The 16,750-nt window shown below is 69.4% G+C and carries 17 protein-coding genes; 8 read left to right on the forward strand and 9 right to left on the reverse strand.

Going from position 1 to position 16,750, the window contains the following annotated elements; genetic code table 11:
• From PSH25_RS10780 to rpmB, 5 genes are all read right to left on the reverse strand, one after another.
• On the reverse strand, positions 1-1,246 hold a 1,246-nt coding region (locus tag PSH25_RS10780), incomplete at its 3' end, for a WxL protein peptidoglycan domain-containing protein (RefSeq protein WP_372492764.1).
• A 128-nt stretch (positions 1,247-1,374) separates the two neighbouring features.
• Positions 1,375-2,847 carry a choice-of-anchor M domain-containing protein gene (locus PSH25_RS10785; RefSeq protein WP_238658927.1) on the reverse strand — a complete coding sequence of 491 codons (1,473 nt, stop codon included), beginning with the start codon at positions 2,845-2,847 and terminating at the stop codon, positions 1,375-1,377.
• A 52-nt stretch (positions 2,848-2,899) separates the two neighbouring features.
• The gene (rpsN, locus tag PSH25_RS10790) at positions 2,900-3,205 is read right to left on the reverse strand and encodes a 30S ribosomal protein S14 (RefSeq protein WP_238658928.1); all 306 of its coding nucleotides are present in this window, start codon (positions 3,203-3,205) and stop codon (positions 2,900-2,902) included.
• On the reverse strand, positions 3,205-3,372 hold the full coding sequence (rpmG, locus tag PSH25_RS10795; RefSeq protein ID WP_013287204.1) for a 50S ribosomal protein L33: 168 nt from the start codon (positions 3,370-3,372) through the stop codon (positions 3,205-3,207). The genes rpsN and rpmG overlap by 1 nt, the downstream gene beginning before the upstream one ends.
• A complete protein-coding gene (rpmB, locus tag PSH25_RS10800; RefSeq protein WP_238658930.1) occupies positions 3,372-3,608 on the reverse strand; it encodes a 50S ribosomal protein L28 in 237 nt (78 codons plus the stop codon). Before rpmB ends, rpmG begins: the two co-directional genes overlap by 1 nt.
• A 199-nt stretch (positions 3,609-3,807) precedes the next feature.
• Here rpmB and PSH25_RS10805 point away from each other — a divergent pair, with 199 nt between their 5' ends.
• A complete protein-coding gene (locus PSH25_RS10805) occupies positions 3,808-5,127 on the forward strand; it encodes a CobW family GTP-binding protein (RefSeq protein ID WP_238658932.1) in 1,320 nt (439 codons plus the stop codon).
• Complete coding sequence (locus tag PSH25_RS10810; protein WP_238658933.1) at positions 5,124-5,384, forward strand: type B 50S ribosomal protein L31; 261 nt, start codon at positions 5,124-5,126, stop codon at positions 5,382-5,384. The genes PSH25_RS10805 and PSH25_RS10810 overlap by 4 nt, the downstream gene beginning before the upstream one ends.
• 233 nt (positions 5,385-5,617) lie before the next feature.
• On the opposite strand, the gene PSH25_RS10815 is transcribed toward PSH25_RS10810, so the two are convergent.
• Positions 5,618-6,034 (reverse strand): Fur family transcriptional regulator, encoded by a 417-nt coding sequence (locus PSH25_RS10815; protein ID WP_238658935.1) that lies wholly within the window; start codon positions 6,032-6,034, stop codon positions 5,618-5,620.
• A 710-nt stretch (positions 6,035-6,744) separates the two neighbouring features.
• Between PSH25_RS10815 and PSH25_RS10820 the strand changes: the two genes are divergently transcribed.
• Together PSH25_RS10820 and PSH25_RS10825 are read left to right on the forward strand one after the other, a co-directional pair.
• The gene (locus tag PSH25_RS10820; RefSeq protein ID WP_238658950.1) at positions 6,745-7,707 is read left to right on the forward strand and encodes a permease; all 963 of its coding nucleotides are present in this window, start codon (positions 6,745-6,747) and stop codon (positions 7,705-7,707) included.
• Positions 7,704-8,507 carry a TIGR03943 family putative permease subunit gene (locus PSH25_RS10825; protein WP_238658937.1) on the forward strand — a complete coding sequence of 268 codons (804 nt, stop codon included), beginning with the start codon at positions 7,704-7,706 and terminating at the stop codon, positions 8,505-8,507. The genes PSH25_RS10820 and PSH25_RS10825 overlap by 4 nt, the downstream gene beginning before the upstream one ends.
• A gap of 122 nt (positions 8,508-8,629) precedes the next feature.
• On the opposite strand, the gene PSH25_RS10830 is transcribed toward PSH25_RS10825, so the two are convergent.
• Positions 8,630-9,307, reverse strand: coding sequence for a hypothetical protein (locus tag PSH25_RS10830; RefSeq protein ID WP_238658939.1), 678 nt, complete (start codon positions 9,305-9,307; stop codon positions 8,630-8,632).
• Between the two features lie 647 nt (positions 9,308-9,954).
• Between PSH25_RS10830 and PSH25_RS10835 the strand changes: the two genes are divergently transcribed.
• Positions 9,955-12,720, forward strand: a complete 2,766-nt coding sequence (locus PSH25_RS10835) for an ATP-binding protein (RefSeq protein WP_238658940.1) — start codon at positions 9,955-9,957, stop codon at positions 12,718-12,720.
• Positions 12,721-12,798: 78 nt separating this feature from the next.
• Here PSH25_RS10835 and PSH25_RS10840 read toward each other — a convergent pair whose 3' ends face one another.
• Both PSH25_RS10840 and PSH25_RS10845 read right to left on the reverse strand, forming a co-directional pair.
• The gene (locus PSH25_RS10840; protein WP_238658942.1) at positions 12,799-13,494 is read right to left on the reverse strand and encodes an alpha/beta hydrolase; all 696 of its coding nucleotides are present in this window, start codon (positions 13,492-13,494) and stop codon (positions 12,799-12,801) included.
• A gap of 620 nt (positions 13,495-14,114) precedes the next feature.
• Entirely contained in the window at positions 14,115-14,564 is a 450-nt protein-coding gene (locus PSH25_RS10845; RefSeq protein WP_238658944.1) for a winged helix-turn-helix transcriptional regulator, read from the reverse strand.
• A 115-nt stretch (positions 14,565-14,679) separates the two neighbouring features.
• On the opposite strand from PSH25_RS10845, the gene PSH25_RS10850 reads away from it, so the two are divergent.
• The 3 genes from PSH25_RS10850 to PSH25_RS10860 all read left to right on the forward strand — a co-directional run bounded on the left by PSH25_RS10850 (position 14,680) and on the right by PSH25_RS10860 (position 16,561).
• A complete protein-coding gene (locus tag PSH25_RS10850) occupies positions 14,680-15,528 on the forward strand; it encodes an enoyl-CoA hydratase/isomerase family protein (protein WP_238658945.1) in 849 nt (282 codons plus the stop codon).
• A 248-nt stretch (positions 15,529-15,776) separates the two neighbouring features.
• A complete protein-coding gene (locus PSH25_RS10855; RefSeq protein WP_238658947.1) occupies positions 15,777-16,043 on the forward strand; it encodes a hypothetical protein in 267 nt (88 codons plus the stop codon).
• A 38-nt stretch (positions 16,044-16,081) separates the two neighbouring features.
• Complete coding sequence (locus tag PSH25_RS10860; RefSeq protein WP_238658948.1) at positions 16,082-16,561, forward strand: hypothetical protein; 480 nt, start codon at positions 16,082-16,084, stop codon at positions 16,559-16,561.
• The last annotated feature ends 189 nt before the right edge of the window (positions 16,562-16,750 follow it).

Genomic DNA, 16,750 nt, shown 5'->3' on the forward strand with positions numbered 1-16,750 from the left:
GGGGCCGCAGCGGCACCGCGGTTACGGGCGTGGCCGGGCGTCGCTCGTCCCCCAGCGGGGGGTCAATGCCGTGCTGGCGGGTGTGGTGGCACGGTTCGCGACGAGCGGGGTCCGGTCCCGGGCGATCCGGCGGCACGCTGCCACCGCCGCGCCGGGAGCCCGCGCCGATCGCGGCGGGGGCCGCGGCCTGCCCGCCGTCCTGGGTCCGTTCGGTCTCCCTGCTGGCCTCGGCACGGCCCTCCTCCCGGGCGGCGGCCACCGCCCGGGCGATCTGTCGGGCCCGCCGCCGACGGCCGGCGACCAGCGCCCAGCCGGCGAGGGCGAGCAGGGCCAGCAGGACCAGCTGGGGCCAGGGCACCGCCCACACGGAGACCCGCGCCGTGGCGACCGCCGGCTGCGGGTCGAGGACCTGGTCGCCCACGGCGGCAGGCGTGACAGCGGCGCTTGCGGTCAGCCAGAACAGTGGTGGTACGCCCGTCATGCGGACGGTGGTGGTCAGTTCGCCGCCGGGCAGGATCTCCGGCAGGGCCTGCGCGTCGACCGAGTGCCGGCCGAGGCCGAACGGGCCGGACGCGGCGAGTGTGGGCTGCCCGGTGAGCCGGACGTTGCCGGTGTTGCGGACGGTGAAGGTGGCGGTGAGCGTGCCACCGGCGAGGGGGTTGAGCGAGCCGGTGTGTCGTACCCGAAGGTCCTCGACGGTCAGCGCCGGTTGCAGCTCGCCGGTCACCCGCAGGTAGATCCGCGCGCCGACGCGGTGGTCGACGGCAACCTGGCTGCCCTGCGCGTCCGCCGACGTGGCGGCGAGCGAGGCGACGATCCCGCCGACGTGGTCTCCGGGCGTGGCGTTGTTCGGCACCGTGAGCGAGAACGGGATGTCCAGGCGGGACGTGGACGGGATGGTCACGGTGCCGCCGGTGAAGCGGACCCAGGCGCCGACGTCGGTGGGCTTCTGACCACCGGCCAGCAGGTCGAACCCGCCCTGCGCAGTGGTGAACGCGTCGCTGGCATAGAGGTTCAGGGTGAGCGGGCGCGCCGAGTGGTTGGTGACCGCGACGTAGTCGGTCAGGGTGGCGCCGGGATCGAGCTTGTAGGTGAATGCCGGCCGACCGTTCGGGCCCTTCGCACTCGACGGCGCTACTCCCCACGTCGCGGCTGACGCCGGCGGTGCGGGGGGCGTCGGCGTGGGCGGTGCCGGAGCCGCGCCGAGCAGGGCGATGCCGGTGGCGATGGCGGCGAACAGGCGCATGGCGAGGATGAGTTCCGTTCCTTGATAGAGGGGTGAGGCGGGGTGGGCGGGTCGCGGCAACGGCCCACCCACCCCGCGACCGTCCGGTGGCACGGTTCAGCGCCGGGCCACCGGACGGGTTCGGGCGGTCAGATCGCGGTGAGGGTGAGGGTCGCGGTGTAGGTGCCCCCGGCCGTCTCGGTGGGCAGGCTCAGCCGCAGACCCGCGCCCAGTTGCGCGGTGCCCCGCCCGGCACCGCCCGGCGCCGCTCCCAGCACCGCGCTGTTACCGAGACCGCCGCCGGACCCGACGACGTACGGCGTAACCTCCGGACCAGCGATGACACCCTGCCCGGAGCCCTGGGCGATGACCCGAGGGCTCCAGCCGAGGTAGCCGGAGCTGAACGTCACACCATCCGGGCCGGCGAAGTCCGCCGGGATCTGTCCGGACGCGCTCCACCCCGGTTGGCCGGCGCGGGTGTCGGTCACCGTGACCGGGCGGAGCTCACCATTGCTCTCCCACCGGTCACCACCTGCGGTGAGCTGCGCGGGCGGCAGCACCACGGCGCGGTCGTCCGGGTTGACGCTGATCACCAGAGAACCCTGCGTCTCGTCGATCGACGCGGTGATCGTCTGCGAGGTGCCCGGCTCCTCCGGCGGGAACGCCACCCAGAGGGCCACCGGTTCGCTGGACGCGACCACGACGTGGTCGTCGTCGTAGAGCTTGGCCACGTACTCGCAGGCGTTCAGCTCCCGGGTGGCCGTGAACGAGTAGCTCGCCCCCGCCTCACCCGCGATGATGGCCCAGTCGTCCGTGCCGGGGCACCTGCTGAACCAGTGGTAGTGGTCCAGCTCGGTCTGCGGCGTCTGCACCGCGTTGAGCGTCACCGTGTCGTTGGGCTGGTACTCGTTGGCCATGCCGCTGACCGACAGGCCGACCTGCGGCCCACCGCCGGACAGCTCGCCGACGACGAACGAGTAGTTGACCGGCCCGGTGCTGACCGTCGTGCCGTTTGTCAACGTCGCGTCGGCCTGGAACGTCAGGGTGTAGCTGCCCAGCGCGTTGAACGCCCAGTTCGAGTGCGCGTGGGTGTTAACCGGCACGTCGATCGCGTCCGGCAGAGCGTCGTCGGAGCGGAACTTGATGATCGGACCGCCGAACGAGTCCTGCGTGAACAGTGTGACGGTGCCCGGCCCCTGCACATCGACCAGGCTCAGCCGCACCTTGTTCCCCTCGAACACCCCCGAGCCGAGCGTGGTGGTGTTCCAACCCGGCCAGAGCAGATCCGGGTCCTGGGTCAACGGGAGCAACCAGACCTGGTTGCCCGCCGGCCCGAGGAAGGCGAACCGAGGGTCGTCCGGAACGGCCATCGCCGCCTCCGGCAGAACCTGGAACGTCACGTCCGCCGGATCCCGCGTCACCGAAGGGCTGACCGTGTCGTCGTGCACCTTCAACGACAGCGCACCATCCTCGTAGTGCACGTCGAGCGCATCAACGTGCCCCTCGGACAACACCACCTTCTCGGCCGCCGACGCAGCGGTCGGTGCCAGCACCGCGCCGGCGACCACCACCGCCCCGGCAACCAGGGCCGCGAGACCGCGAGGCCTCAGAGTCGCATTCATACCTCCCCTTTCACGCCGCGCGTACCTGCGCGCGGTGGTATGTGTGGTGACGTCACCACGACGCCTTGCGCACCCCGGGCAGCTCGCCACGTAGGGCCAGCTCGCGGAAGCGCACCCGGGACAGCCCGAATCGGGTCAGCACCCCGCGCGGGCGGCCGTCGATCTGGTCGCGCGAACGCAGTCGCACCGGGCTGGAATCCCGTGGCAGACGGCTGAGCCGGCGCACCGCAGCGGCGCGTACCTCCGGGTCGGTGTCCGGGTGGGCGACCAGCCGCTTCAGCTCCGCGCGCCCCCCGGCGTGCCGGGCTACCAGTTCCTCGCGGCGCGTCTGCCGATTGACCAGACTCTTCTTGGCCATCAGCGGGCCTCGCGGAACTCGACGTGCCGGCGGACGACCGGGTCGTACTTGCGCAGGACCAGCCGGTCCGGGTCGTTGCGACGGTTCTTGCGGGTGACGTAGGTGTAGCCGGTGCCGGCGGTGCTGCGCAGCCGCACGATCGGTCGCACATCGGTCTGGCGGGCCATCAGAGCTTCACCCCCCGGACGCGCAGTTCGGCGACGACCTTCTCGATGCCCTTGCGGTCCACGGTCTTCAACGCCTTCGTCGTGAGAGTGAGGCTGACCCATCGCCGTTGCGACGGCAGCCAGTAGCGGTGGTTCTGCAGGTTCGGGTTCCACCTGCGGCGGGTGCGCCGGTGGGAGTGGGACACGGCGTTGCCGAAGCTCGGCTTCGCGCCGGTGACGTCACAACGTCGGGACACAGTGCACGCTCCCTTGCTCAGGACAAACGATAACGACAACGGTTTTCAGTTCTACATCACCCGTTCGGTCAGACCCGCCCCGGGGCGCTGCCAGTGGCCTCGACAGGAACCCGCCGCGCCTCTAGGGCCGCCATTCGCCTCGCCACCCCGAGTGTGCCTAGAATGACAATCGTTTTCAGTTAGCGTCGAGAGGAGTGCGATGTCGTCGTCACCACAGGCCCCGACCCACGTCGTCACAGCGGACGCGGATACCCGCCCGTCGTTGACGGTGCTGTCCGGGTTCTGGCCAACGGCGACCTTCGCCGTCGCCCGGGCGTTGCTCGCCGCCGACGAGTCACTGCTGCTGGTGCGGCACGACCTCGCCGGGATCCGCGACGGCGTCGTACGCCGGGTGGTTCGCTCCAGCTCAGGCATCGTCGAGGACGAGCAGGCCACCCTGAGGCACGGCTGCGCCTCCTGCACGCTGCGCGAAGACGTGCTGCCCACCCTCGTCCGACTCGCCCGCAGCCATCCCGGCCGCGACCTGGTGCTGATGCTGCCCGAAGTGGTGGAACCAGAGGCGGTCGCCGCCGCCTGCGCCCACTGCCTCGTCGACGGCGCACCGATCACCGCGCTCATCCGCGTCGACTCCTACGTCACCGTCCTCGACGCCGAACACCTCCTCGACGGCCTCGCCAGCACCGACGACCTCACCGCACTCGGCATCCAGGCCGCGGATAACGACGACCGCGCGCTCGCCGACGTCGTGATCCGCCAGATCGAGTACGCCGACACCCTGCTGCTCTGGGGCCAGTCCCGGGAGGGCGAGTTCGACACCAGCCGGCTGTCGGTCCTGCTACAGCGGATGGCGCCGTGGGCGGCTCACGTCCGCGTCGACGGTGACCTCGTCGACGCCAGCACGCTGACCCGCCAACTGCGCCACACCCACCGGCACCGACCGGAGACCCCCGGGCTGCTCGCCCGCGGTCTCCAGGGCTACACGCTGGGCACCCACGAGCCGGAATCCGACTGCGGTGTGGTCTCCGCCGTCTTCCGCGCCCGCCGCCCGTTCCACCCGCAACGCCTGCACGACGTCCTGGAGCAGGTCAACGCCGAGATGATCCGCTCCCGAGGCCACCTCTGGCTGGCCAGCCAACCGGACACCGTGGTGGCCTGGGAATTCGCCGGCGGCGGCCTGTCCATGGGCTCGCTCGGACACTGGCTGGTGAGCCTGCCCGAGAACCGCTGGGAGCACGTCGAAGACCAGCGCCGCCTTGCCGCCGCCCTGGAATGGGATCCCTACTACGGGGACCGCCACCAGCACCTGGTCTTCATCGGCCTCGACGCCGACCCCGTCGAGCTGCACCGCACCCTCGCCCGCTGCCTGCTCACCGACGGCGAACTCGCCGACGGCGAAGAAACCTGGCGCACCTACCACGACCCGTTCGCCGGCTGTTTCCCCCTCAACACCGAGGAGTTGGCCGACACCGACACCGACACCGACACCGACACCGACACCGAAGGAGCGCAACCCGCATGAAGCCCGGAATCCACCCCGACTACCGACCCGTCGTCTACCGCGACAAGAGCGCCGACTTCGCCTTCCTCACCCGCTCCACCGCCACCAGCGACCAGATCATCGAGTGGCCCGACGGCAACACCTACCCCGTCATCGACGTCCAGATCTCGTCTGCCAGCCACCCCTTCTGGACCGGCAAGCAACGCCTTCTCGACACCGCAGGTCGAGTCGAGAAGTTCCGCCAGAAGTACGCCCGCCGCAGGCCACAGGGAACCTGACCATCGGGGCGCCGGTCGACCGGACCGACCGGCGCCGCAGGTGGTCGACGTAGCCCCGCGCGATTGAGCCTGATACCCGACCTCGACCGCGAGCTGGTTGCCCGCGGCGACCGGATCGCGGTCCAAGGCGGGAAGTCAGCCGATCGGCAGAAGATGCTCGGCCCCCATGGATGGACCAGGCCGGATTCTTCCGGACTTCCCGGCCCTACCCCAAGGAACGATCCGTTGATCGCTCAGCGCACGCACTCGGCACAGGTGCCGAAGATCTCCAAGGTGTGACCGACGTCGACGAACCCGTGCTGCGCGGCAACCTGGTCGGCCCACCGTTCCACGGCCGGCCCGGCCACCTCGACCGTGCGCCCGCAGTCTCGGCAAACCAGGTGGTGGTGGTGTTTGCTCTGGCTGCAACGGCGGAAGAGTTGTTCTCCGCCCGGCAGCCGAGTCGAGTCGACCTCACCGGCATCCACCAGCAGCTGCAACGTCCGGTAGACGGTGGTCAGGCCGACCCCCGCCTTGCGGGCCAGCAGCATCTGGTGCAGTTGCTGCGCCGAGTGGAAACCCTCCACCTCGCGCAACAGCGCCAGCACCTCTGCCCGCTGTCGGGTGTTCCGGGTTACATTCGGCATCGCCTGATTCACCGTGGCCGCCATCCTCCCGCAATTTCGGCCGCCGCCGGCCTGCCGCTTCCGACACGCGCCTCGCTGCCGGTCGCACCATTATGCGTCGCCGGGCCTTACCGCGGCCGCGCCATGTCTCGACCTGCCACTTCGCCCGTGCAAGGCAGCAGATCGGCCCGTTGCGAAAAGTGCCGACCGCCTGGGTGCGCGACAGCGAACGTTGACGATGTCACGGACAGATCACAACGTCGTGACATCTATCGACAACGACTACCAACACCACGAAGGATTTGCTCAAGGGTGCCCTGTCATCTCAGAGCCCTGTTCTCTGGAGGAGAGAACGTGCGTAGACGCCGCAACCCGAGCAGGCGTACCTTGACCGGGCTCTCCGCGTCGGTCCCGGCGGCCGGCGTCAGAACCGTGACGGGCGCGGCCGCTACCGCGAGCGCCGCTCCCTCCACCTCCGGCACCCCTGCGGCCACCGCCGCCGAGGCGGTGGGGTCGCACGACGCCGAACTGCTGGCGCAGGCCGAGGCGAAGCACGTGCCGAAAGTCACCCTTGATCGTCGCCACCACGAAGGCTCACGCCAGATCCACATGCCCAGAGCAGAGAAGGGGGCGGCGTGGCCGCATCCGAGCCCACCACCTCGTCGAGCACCAGCACAGCCGCCGACGCGCCCCGCGACGCAGACGCCACACCGCCAGCCCTCGACGCCGCTCAGCACGACCGCGATCACCGGCCCCTGTTTGCCTTCGCCGGCCGGGTCGGTTCGGTCGAGATCTTCGCCGCCGTGCTGTTGCTGCTCATCTTCCTGCGCGACCCCCTGGCGAGACTGCTGTCCGCACCGTCGCTGGCGACCTGGACGACGGTATTCGTCTCAGTGATGGTGCAGGCCGTACCATTCCTCGTCTTCGGGGTGCTGCTGTCCGCCGTGATCGCGGTCTTCGTACCCCGCTCGTTCTGGGCCCGGGCCCTGCCCAAGCACCCCGCCCTCGCCGTCCCGGTAGCCAGCGCCGCCGGGGTGGTCCTTCCCGGCTGCGAGTGCGGGGCCGTGCCGATCGCAGGCTCCCTGATCCGCCGCGGCGTCACACCGGCGGCGGCACTAGCATTCCTGCTCGCCGCACCGGCGATCAACCCGATCGTTCTCGTCGCCACGGCCGTGGCCTTTCCTGACAACCCCGAGATGGTCCTCGCCCGCGCGGTGGCCAGCCTCGTCGTCGCCATGGTCATGGGCTGGCTCTGGCTGCGACTGGGCCGCGCCGACTGGATCCGACTCCCCCGTCGACCCGACCTGGACGGGCTCCGACGCGGCGAAGCGTTCTGGTCCGCCGCACGGCACGACGTGGTCCACGCCGGCGGGTTCCTCGTCATCGGCGCGATGGCCGCGGCCACCATCAACGTTGTTGTCCCGGAACAGTGGCTGCAGACCCTCGCCGACCAGCCGGTGCTGTCCGTGCTCGCCCTGGCCGGGCTCGCCGTCCTGCTGTCGATCTGTTCCGAAGCGGACGCGTTCGTCGCCGCCTCGCTGTCGCAGTTCTCCCTCACCGCCCGACTGGCCTTCCTGGTAGTCGGCCCGATGGTCGATCTGAAACTCATCTCCATGCAGGCCGGCATCTTCGGCCGGCGCTTCGCCGCCCGATTCGCGCCAGCCACCTTCACGGTCGCCGTCGCGGTCGCCGTCATCACCGGGATGGTGCTGCTGTGAACCGGATGGCCCAGGCCTGCGTCATGATCTTCTTCGGGGCTGCGGTCCTGCGGGCCAGCGTCACGGACCTCTACCTGCGCTACGTCAAGGAAGGGCTGCGACCGTTCCTCATCGCCGCCAGCCTCCTGCTGATCGTCGCCGCGGTGATGACCCTCTGGTACGAACTGCGTCCCCACACCGACGCGCTCGAGGACGGGAGCAACCCGAACGACCACGCTGGCGAGAATGGACGGAACAGCGCTGAGCAGAGCACGAGCGTGTCAACGGCGGACGAACTCCACGACGAACACAGCCACCACGAACTACGGGTCGCCTGGCTGCTTCTCCTTCCCGCACTTGGACTGCTGCTCGTAACCCCACCAGCCCTCGGTTCCTACGCCGCCGGCCAAGCGGGCACCGCACTCACCGCCGAGCAGGACTACGACTACGACTACCCTCCCTTGCCTGCCGGCGATCCGGCGACGACCACGGTGTTCGACTACGCCTCCCGCGCCCTGTTCGACAAGGGCCAGTCGATCGGCAACCGCCGGGTCCAGCTCACCGGCTTCATCACCCCGGGACCCGACGGACAACCGATCCTCGCCCGCATGATCCTGTCCTGCTGCGCCGCCGACGGCCGACCCGTTAAACTCGGCATGGCCGGCAACGCGCCCACCGACCTGGCCGACGACACCTGGGTCCAGGTCACCGGCCGCTACACCGACCGCGTCACCCGCGACTCCATCAACGACGAAGAGATCCCCTACATCGACGTCGAATCCTGGCGACAGGTGACCGCCCCCAAGGACCCGTACGAGTAGTCCTCCGCACCCGCCGGGCACCCTCAGGCGAATGGGCCGCCGAAGCGCTGCGGAGACTGGCGCCCCAGCGAGGAAAGCAGAGAAGCACGCGCAAGCCGGTCTCGGTTCCTACCAGCGACCGGTCACCCGCCCGATCCCTCGGCCGCGCCGTCAGGAGTAAAGGCGCCACCGCCGGGACCAGTGTCCAGGTAGACGTGCTGATGGCCTTGGCCGGCATCAATGTTGACCTGATCGAGCTGAGTGGCCGCGACGGACCAGGCGGCCGCCGCTTGGACTGCCTGTCGTTTCGCCAGTTCGGTCAGAGCGGCCCGCTGCGTGGGCGGCCCGGTAACCGCGAGGAGATACGACTCGACAGCCAGGGACGCCTGCTCCACGGCGCTGCGCAGCCCTCCACGCGCCACATTGGTCGCGGTAGTGCCCGACGGAGGATTTGCGAACGGCTCCGCCGCCCGCAGCATGGTCTGTCGCCACTGGCGCGCCTGCTCAGGGCCTGGCTGCTGACCGGTTGGCGTCTCTGCGCGCAGAGCGCTGAGAATGGGAGAGATCTCCGCACGAAGGCTGCGGGCCGTTGCCGTCAGCTCGACGATCTGCTGACTGTCACGCTGCGCCTCGGCCTCGCGTAGGTCAGCGACAGCCGAGTCGACGCCGTCCGGTTGGTTGGCCGTGTAACCGGCGGCGCCTCCCACCAGAACAGCCGCGAGCCCAATCGTCGCGACGACGACGGCGACACGTGCCATACGACGGCGGTTCGTGTCAGGCGCGGACAGCTGGTAGGAGGGCTTACCGGTACGGCGCGACACGACATCTCCTAGCGTCGATGGAAGCCTGGGCGAAGCCTAACCTTCCCCTCCGACGCCAGTCGAGAGTCAGCAACGGTCGCGTGCGCAACCATTGCGCCGTAAGGCAACGCGGCCGGAAGCGACGTCGCGATGAAGACCGTCGCACCCCAGGCGCTCGTGGTCGCCGACCGCCCGCCCGCGCGGGCGGGCGGGCAGGCGGGCGGGCAGGCGGTGTCCGGCCAGGGACGCTTCACGATCGGGTCGAAGCATGCTCTTCCGTCGCACGAGGTGGCTCGCACCCCGACTGCCACCTGACCAACCGGCAACATCCGCTCTCGACGTGAACCGATGTCACCCGCTGACAAGCGAGAGCCACCCCGGTTGACACCTTCGAATCCGTAGAAGGTTATCGGCGCCGCAGTGGCGTCGTGGGCTACCCAGCACGATCCCGGCGCGTTCGAGTCTCGGGTGATCAACGAAGGGGACGAACGCGTCGACTGGCGGATGCGGCGCTGCGACCAGAAGCTCCCGCACCTGGGGCAGCGGCGGCGACGTCTGGTAGCGGGACCCTCCGACATCAATCAGCTCGACCTCGTTGAACCGATATGATCGTTCCCTACCAGGCCGCTGAAGCCGGCCGAGTCCGACGACGCAGAGCGTGACGGGAAATGACGAGAGACATCGTCGGCAGAAGCGACGTTCTAGCGGCAATCGATGACCTCTGCGAGCACTCTCGCACGTCCGGTAAATCTTTGATCATCGTCGCCGATCCCGGTTTGGGTAAGACCACGCTGCTGCGATACGCCGCCCGCCGTTGGGTGGCAGAGGGTGGCCGTGTCCTGGAGGTGACGGCGGTCGAGTTCGAAGCGGATATCAGTTTCGCGGCACTGAAACAGATTGTGAGCCCGATCGTCGATGCGGTCTCCGGCGCCGAGGTTACGCACGCCGCCATCCTGGAAGCCCTGTTCCATCCGACCACTCCTACGACACTGGACCGGATGGCCGTCACCGAAGCTCTCCGGGATCTTCTCCGTGCCGCAGCTCAAGATTCACCGATCCTCATCCTCGTCGACGACGTCCAATGGCTCGACAGGTCAAGCGCCGCGGTGCTCACGCTCCTGGCCCGGCGACTGACCGGAACGCGCGTCGGCCTGCTGGGGTCGACGCGCCCGGCGGCCGAAGGTTTCTTCGAGCGCGCACGGCTCGACGAGTACGTGCTGGCCCATCTCGACGAGCAGGCGGCGGCAGAGCTTCTGACGGCCCGTCATCCCGAGTTGCCGCCCGCGATCCGACGACAGGTGTTGGCCGGCGCGGCCGGGAACCCATTGGCCCTCGTTGAACTGCCGCTGGCCCTCGCCGGCCCAGGTCGCGACAGTCCGACGGCGGACCTCTCTGTCGTCCCGCTCAACCGCCGACTCCAGGCGGCATTCTCGTCTCGAATCGCTGGTCTGCCGGATGCCACGCGACAATCGCTGCTTCTCGCCGCCCTCGAGGCGACCGGAAGCCTCCGCGTCCTTGAGGCCGCGGCGGGTAAGCGGCTCCTGGAGACGCTGGCACCCGCGGAACGCGCTGGAGTAGTCCACATAACTGACCATGGCACGCGACTGGTGTTCTCTCATCCGCTGACGCGATCGGCCGTCGTCAACACCTCCACGGCCGCGCAGCGGCGCTCGGCGCACCGCCGGTTGGCCGAGGGCACGCGTGACGACCCGGACCGGCGGGTGTGGCATCTCGCGCAGAGCAGCCACGGGCCTGATGAGCAAGCAGCCTCCTCGTTGGAAGAAGCGGGATATCGGCTGGTCCGGCGCGGCGACATCGTCGGCGCGGTGACCGCGCTCACCAACGCCTCCATGCTCAGCCCGGCCGGCACGCAGCAAGCTCGCCGCCTGGCTGTCGCGGCCTACCTCGGTGCTCGCCTGGCGGGCGGAATCGCGGGAGCTGGTGACGCGCTGCGCGAGGTGCGTCAGCTCGACGCCGGGCATCAACCGTCCCTGGACCTCGCCGTGGCCACGTCATTCGTCATCCTCAACGCCGACGGTGACGTCGACACGGCTCACCGCATCCTCACTGGCGCGTTGGACGTCGTGAGTGAGGAGTCGCATCCGACCTTCCAGATCAGGGAAGCCCTACTCACCCTGCTGTACGTCTGCTTCTTCGGTGGGCGCAGCCATCTCTGGTCAGCCTTCGACGCGGTCTTGTCACACCTGAACCGCCCTGGCCTCGACATCGTCGTGCTCATGCGGCACACGCACTCGGATCCGGCGAACGCCGGCGACGCCTCGTACCGACAGCTCGACCGGCTCGTCGAGAGCCTGGATCAGGTCAATGACCCCAACGAGATCGTCCTGGTCAGCCTCGCCGGGTCGTGGGTGGACCGGCTCGGCGGCTGCCGGGCCGCCCTGCATCGCGCGCTGGAGCGGGGACGCGCCGCGGACGACACGAATGTCATGACGCAGGCATTGACCCTGCTGGCGCTCGACTCCTACTTCCTGGGCCAGTGGCAGGACAGCGACCGGTACCTGGCCGAGGCGCTGTCGCTGACCAAGGAGCAGGGACTGCGGCTCTTCCGCTGGGCCATCGATCACTGGGTCGCCACACTCGCCGCTGTACGCGGCGACGACGAGACCGCGCGACGGATCACCGACGAACTCATCTATTGGGCCGTACCTCGAGGTGTGGCCGTGGTGAGCCATCTCTGCCACTACACCCGGACCCTGCTGGCGCTGGGCTCGCAGGACTATGAGGAGGCATACCGGGAGGCGACGTCAGTCGGCCCTGCCGGCACGATCCCGCCTTTCCGCCCGGTGGCGATCTGGATGGTGCTCGACGTGGTCGAGGCCGCCGTCCGGACCAACCGCCACGTCGAAGCCCGGGCGCACGTCGCCGCGGCTCGTGTGGCGCGACTGGAGACGATCTCCGGCCGGCTCGACATGCTTGTCACGGCCGCCGAAGCGCTCGTCTCCGCCGAGGACCAGGCGACAAGCCTGTTCGACCGGGCGCTCGCGACACCGGAGGCTGAACGGTGGCCGTTCGACCAGGCCCGCGTCGAACTCCTGTTCGGCCAGCATCTCAGACGGATGAGGTCGGGACGTGCCGCGCGGGAACACCTCGGACGGGCCCACAGGACGTTCGAACGCCTCGGAGCCGACAGGTGGGCGCGAAGCGCTCGCCGAGAGCTCAGGGCAGCAGGCCAGCGAACGGGAACGGCCCCCCGGCCAGGAAACGCGGCCCTGACCGGCCGGGAACACCTCATCGCCCAGATGGCCGCGACCGGCATGACCAACAAGGAGATCGGCGAAGAGCTGTTCCTCTCGGCGCGGACCGTCGGCGCGCACCTCTACCGCATTTTCCCCAAACTCGGCATCACCTCACGGGCGGGTCTGCGAGACGCCCTGACGATCATGGACCAGACCCGCACAAGCCAGCACGAGTGAGGTCGCGAAGCATGCAGGCACGGCACCGCCGCGTGCGGCGCGGGCCCTCACCGGCCCACGCCGCGCGCAGAGGACTCGTCACGCGGAGGCGAGTTCGTCCCCGATGAGCCGCGCGAGCGCTGCCGGCTGTGACAGGAACGGGGAGTGGGACGTGGCCATCCGCGCGACTCGGTCGGCGCGGGTAGCGAAATACTCCTGCGCGACCGGCGGGAGGGCGTTGTCCGACTCGCAGACGATGTACGTGCTGGGGATGGTGTGCCACGCGGCCCCGGCCTGCTGCTGGGTCTTCGAGGCGTATGACTGGTATCCCAGCTGGGTCACGGCCTGCCGGGCGATGTCGGGCTCGACGTCGCCGTAGAACACCGTGGTGGGATCCACCGGCTCCACGTAGTCACCTGCACCGGCACCGTCGTGGATCTTCCACCACGGCGCTGGGGCGCCCCCGGCGCTGGACAGCAGCGATTCGCCGATCTCGACCTGGAACGCGGCGAGGTAGATGATCCTCCGGACGTTGTCGGCGCCGGCCAGGCCCTCGCTGGTGGGGATGCCGCCGTACGAGTGGGCCACGACGACGACAGGACCGCCGATCTCGGCAACGGCCTTCTCGATGAGTGCCGCGTCCCGGTGCATGTCACCCAGCTTCGCCGGGTCGTCACCACTGCTGGACAGGGCGACGATGTGAACGTCGACATCCCGTAGTTCGTCCTTCAGGAGCGCCAGGTGCGCGGGCTTGTGCCAGGCGCCCGGAACGAGAACGAGTGATGGCAGGGACAACGGAACCTCCGAGTACGGGTGATGTGGCGAGCCGGCTCACGAACTGATCCGCCAAGTCGCGCCGCGATCGGACCACGACCGCGTCGAGCGGGGTGCCCTCGCCCTCACCTCGCCGATCGCGGGCGTGCCGGGTCACAGAACAGCAGCCAGCACGGCGTCGCTCTCATTTCCTGGGCGCTTCCTGCGCCCGTCACCAGAGTCTTGCGCTGCGCGGTGCGTACGGCATCAGTCATCTGACTGCACCTCGCGCGGAGGTCAGCGCCCCGGAAGGGGCAGGCTGAGCGGGGGTGGCGCGTCGGCGAGCGGCGGCACCCGCGCAGGGTCTCCGGCTGGTGCTTGTACCTCCCGGAGTACGCCCGGCCGCCCCTGGCTCGGCTCGGCGACGAACGACTACGCGAGGTGCCAACAGGACAGACGTTGCCTGATGCGGCACCAGCCAGTGGCATGTGGCCGTGAAGATGTGGGAGCACATCTCGTTACCGCAGATGCACAGCCGCGACCAGGTGTTGACGGCGACAAGGTCGGCGACGGTGAGCACGTCGACGAGGCAGGGAAGCCGGTGCACCCCGTCAAGGTGAACGCCCGGCGACGTTGCGCTGGCTGGGTCCGCTCACCTGCGGCTATACGGCGACGAAAGTCACGTCGTCGAGGGCGACGGCCCTGCCGGCCTCGTCGACGAACGCCACTTCGAGCTGCGCGCCCGTGCTGCGGCTGCGACGCTGTGCGCTGGGCCCGGCCGCCGGTGCGCAGTGCTGATCGCCCCACTGCTGAAGCGCGCCGAGGACGATCCGCAGTTCCTCGCCCGCGGGCGTGAGGTGGTACTCGTACCGAATGCGGTGACCCGGCTCATGGTACGGGCGTTTGTTCATGATGCCGGCCTTGACCAGGGTGGCCAGGCGGTTGCTCAGCAGGTCGGTGGAGATCTCCAGCGCGTCGTTGAACTGCCCGAATCGGGTGCTTCCCGACAAGGCTTCGCGGAGGATGAGGAAGGTCCAGCGTTCGCCGACAATCTCCAGGCTGCGGGCGATTGAGCAGACCGGGTACTCCTGATCAAGCGTCACCTTCTTCATGGGGCCAGGGTACATCTAACTTGCCATTCCAAAGCCAGATGCTAACTTTGAACACCGAAGCCAGGTGGTTGGTTTCACCCGAGCGCCGATACCCCGTGAAGCAACGGAGATCTACATGCCGCAGATCCACGTACGCCAGAACAGCGCCACCTACTGGAGCGCGACCTTCGACCACGGTCCGGTCAACCTGATGGACCCGGACACGCTCTACGAACTCGACGCCCTCGTGTCACGCCTGGAGACCGATCCCGACGTGCAGGTCGTCGTCTTCGACAGCGCCAACCCCGACTACTTCATCGCCCACTGGGACATGGCCGCCGATCCGCAAACCGTCGTCGGCATGGCGACCGAAAGCTCCAAGCGGCGCGGCATGCACCCGTACACCGACGTTTTCACCCGGCTGAGCCGGCTGCCCGTCGTCACCATCGCCTCAGTGCGCGGGCGCGTCCGGGGTGCCGGCAGCGAGTTCATCCTGGCCTGCGACATCCGGTTCGCCAGCCGGGAGCGCGCCGTACTCGGACAGTTCGAGGTCGGGTTGGGCGCCGTACCCGGCGGCGGCACGACGGCCTGGCTGCCTCGCCTGATGGGACGGGGCCGGGCGCTGGAGGTGCTACTGGGCGCTGACGACTTCCCAGGTGACCTGGCCGAGCGATACGGGTACGTCAACCGAGCCCTACCCGACGGCGAGTTGGACGAGTTCGTCGACCGCTTCGCCAGCCGGATCGCCGGCTTCGACAAGCAGGCGATCGTGGAGACGAAGGCGCTGGTCAACCGCGTCGACCTGCCGTCGGACGACGAGTTTGTCGCCGCCCTCGACGGCTATTTCGCCTCCTTCTCCCGCCCCGGCACCCGGGCTCGCGCGGCAGCGTTGTTCGAGCTCGGTGTACAGCAGCCCGGCGATGGCGAACTCCGGCTTGGTCACCACGTAGCGCAGTTCAAGGGAGACGCCGGGGCACGGCGCTAACCTGTCCTCCAGGTGAACACAGCCGCCACGTTCCGCCGTGCCGTTCTGTCCACTGTGCTCGCTGATGTGTCCTGAGCGACGCCGCAGTGGCCACGTCGAGAAGGACCTGTTTCCCGACGTGGCCACTGCCCGGCTGGCCACGCTGACCTGCGCCGGGCCGGCTGACTAGACTCCTGTGTGGCGGTTGCCCGTCCGGCGGTGCCGAGTGCGCCGCGATCGAGGGGGCACCGCCGGGAGGTGAGTAACCGATGAGCAGCGGCTCGCTCGACATGGATCCCGAGGGCCTTCTCCACGTCGCACTCGACATCGACACGATCGCGCACCACCTTCGCGCGGTCGAGCCGCTGGTCGCCGACGAGAATCCGCCGGCGCCCGTCGTGGAATGGATCGACGAGCTACCACGGATCACCGAAGAACTGCATCAAGTCGCTGACGTCATCCGTACGGTCGTGGGTTCGGTCTCGGCCACCGACGACGAGATGGCGAGCCGACTCGCTCGGAGAGGCGACGGATGACAACTGACGGCAGGGTGGCCTTTCCGTACGCGCGTTTGGTGGCCGAGCCGCCCGCCAGCGACGCCGACCGGGGCGAACGGTGGACGCAGGCGGCGCGGGCGGTCGGCGAAGCCGCGGACGAACTGCGCCGGTTGCATCGCCTGCTCGCCGGCCACTGGCGGGCCGGCTCTGGTCAGCAGGAGACCGACGAGATCCTCCGACGGGTGATCCGCCAGCTCGACGAGGCGCACGACGCCTACATCCTGATCGCCGGTGCGGTCACGGGCCGGGAGCTCGATCTGACACAGGCGCGTCGGCTCGCTCTGGGAGCGGTCGCCGAGGCGCGCCTCGCGGGGCTCGTGGTCACCTCGGACGGGGAGGTCGTGCCGCCGTCGGATCCGGGGACTGCGCCGATGGCGGTGCGTGCGACAGCGGGCCGGCTGACCGCCCGGATCGCCGACGCGAAGGCGCAGGCGGCAGCCGCCGAGCAGCGCGCAACCGAGGAATTGGCTGGGCTACCGCCGCCGCACCCCCGGTGACACCGTCAGGATCCCGAGCTGTGGTCACCCCGGTTCGACCCACGCCGTCTGGATGAGCTGCTGACCGTCGCGGCGGCGCACAAGAGTGCCGCGACCCGCCGGCTGCGGGCTCGGCCGCAGGTTGCCCAGGACGGCGCCCTCCTCCCGGTTTCCGGACATCAGCAGGCCCGGCGAGTCGAGTTCGCGCAA

Source organism: Micromonospora foliorum (genome assembly GCF_022229015.1).
GTDB classification, from domain to species: domain Bacteria; phylum Actinomycetota; class Actinomycetes; order Mycobacteriales; family Micromonosporaceae; genus Micromonospora; species Micromonospora foliorum.